Origin of the sequence: Mesorhizobium sp. M0437 (genome assembly GCF_040321335.1) — a bacterium.
GTDB lineage: Bacteria > Pseudomonadota > Alphaproteobacteria > Rhizobiales > Rhizobiaceae > Mesorhizobium.
The window spans coordinates 1-2146 of record NZ_JAMYRK010000174.1; the positions used below are offsets into that span (position 1 = coordinate 1).

At 59.5% G+C, this 2146-nt stretch carries 2 protein-coding genes; both read left to right on the plus strand.

The features are described 5' to 3' along the window. Positions 1–253: hypothetical protein (locus NKI72_RS34685; protein WP_352852203.1), on the plus strand; the 253-nt coding region annotated here is incomplete at its 5' end. A 9-nt stretch (positions 254–262) separates the two neighbouring features. Beyond that, entirely contained in the window at positions 263–2014 is a 1752-nt protein-coding gene (locus tag NKI72_RS34690; protein WP_352852205.1) for an SUMF1/EgtB/PvdO family nonheme iron enzyme, read from the plus strand. The last annotated feature ends 132 nt before the right edge of the window (positions 2015–2146 follow it).

Consider the following 2146-nt stretch of genomic DNA (forward strand, 5'->3'; position numbering starts at 1 on the left):
ATTTCTCGGTCGCGGTATGCCCGCTACGGGGACCAGAGTTGCTGACCGCAGCCGAGAATGCCGTGGTGCGGGAGTCGAACTGCACCTCGTGGTCGAGGCGCGGGCGCGGCGTATGCGGGCGCTGCGGGATGAGACGCAAGCGGTGCGGATAGGGAAGCTCCTATCGCAGGCCTACCGTATCACCCACATCGTGGATGGGTCCGCGGCGGACTATGCCAGCGCCTTGGTGTCGGAAGCGCCCATTGAAGAATAGGAGGAGAACATGAAGAGCCTTTGGCTTAAGTTGTCCATGCTCGTGCTCGCGTCGGCTATGTTGCTCCAGCCCGCCCGCCCGAGTGCGCTGGCGCTTGCCAAGACGGCCGAGCAGGAAAAGATTGCCGCGGCGATCGAGAGGCAACTTGGTCCGACTCGCAGCTTTGCGTTGGTCATCGGCATCTCACATTTCGACAATATGAGGCAGCTTCCGGGCGTGGAAAGCGAGGTCCGCCAGGTCGCCGCGACATTGCAAATGCACGGTTTCTTCGTGCCCCCGCAACCCCAGAGCGGCCGCATGACGCACGAGGAACTGCGACGGCAGGTGGTTGAATTTATCCGCACCTATGGTCGGTCGCCCGAGAACCGACTTGTGATATATATCGCCACGCACGGCTTTGCGGCCGGCAAGGACGACCCGAAGGGTTATGGCTACCTGATGGCGAGCGATACGAAGCCGCTACCGCGTGACATCGCAGACACCGCCTATTCAGTCAACGACCTGAGCGCCGCATTGCGCGAGGTCGCCTCCAAACATGTTTATCTTTTCTTCAACGCTTGCTTTTCTGGCGCCATGATCCCGCTGATCACGCGAGGTGACACAGCGTCAGAGATCGTCAAGAAGAAGCCGGTACAGGCGTTGACGGATGAAGGCCGGTCGTGGGTATCGGAACTGCTTGCCCACGACGCCCGGTTGATCCTGACCGCGGGCAGCGACGAGCAGACGGTGCCAGATATAAACAATCCTTTCTCCGAGGCTTTCATCACGGGTTTGAATGGCGAAGCCGACAGGGATGGGGATGGCCTAATCCTCGGGTTTGAACTGGCGGTCTTCATCAAGGAACAAGTCGCGAAAAAGACGCTCCGCAACGGCGTGCCGAATGACACAATGTTTGCCGTCGTCCCGAAGGAAGAAGGCAAAACTGTCAATTTTGCGCTGCTTGGCGACTACGTTTTTCTCTCGCCTCGTGGACCGCATGAGGCGGGTCAGGCGATCACCATCAGCGAGGAGGAGATGATCACCGCCAGGCGCAACGCAGAATTGGAGAAGCTACTGCCGGGGACTTTTGCCGAGTGTGCGGACTGCCCGGTCATGGTTGAAGTTCCAGCGGTCAAGGGGAGGCGGGTCGCATTCGCCAAGACGGAACTCACCTATGCCCAATGGGATGCATGTTATCGGGAAGCAGCGTGCGGTCGTTATATTGAGGACACCAGCGGCCGCCGGGGCAATATGCCGGTCGGCGGGATTACGTGGCAGGATGCGGCCGAATACATTCAGTGGCTCAACAAGGAGCGAGGCAGTACAGGCTGCACAGGCGAATATCGGCTGCCTAGCAGTTCGGAGTGGAGCGCTGCTGAGAAGGGCCCTCGGACAACTCAGGGCAGCGAGATCCTCGTCAGCAGGGTTGTATGCTGGGGATGCGCCGACGGCCTGGACGGCTCTGGCCCGAGCCCGGCCGGCTCCTTGCCGGCCAACGCCTCCGGCCTGCATGACATGACCGGCAGCTTGTGGGAATGGGCCACTGCTGCGACCGATCAATGCGAAATCAAAGACTCTCTTAATGAGAAAAAATGCCAGAAGCCTGCTACTGTTATGGGCGGATCGTTCGCGACTCGCGTTTCATCGCTGCGCATGGGCGCTATCGGAGAGATGCCGCGGACGCTCTCGCCACGTAATGTGGGATCGGCCGCTGGCGCCTACAGCTTGCCGACCGTCGGCCTCCGAGTCGTTTGCAACATAAAGCCTCAAGCTTCCAATTGAAACGAGGTTAGCCACGCTTGGCCAAGCAATGTTCAACGAAGAGTTCTGAATCAGCCTCCGAGCCTTACTGCGAACCGATAGTGCTTGAAATCCATTCCGAATATTTCGCCACGTTCGTGTAGACGCCGTAGA

Excerpts from the sequence above, each read along its gene's own strand:
- NKI72_RS34690 (WP_352852205.1), top strand. The coding sequence starts at position 263 with ATGAAGAGCCTTTGGCTTAAGTTGTCCATGCTCGTGCTCGCGTCGGCT.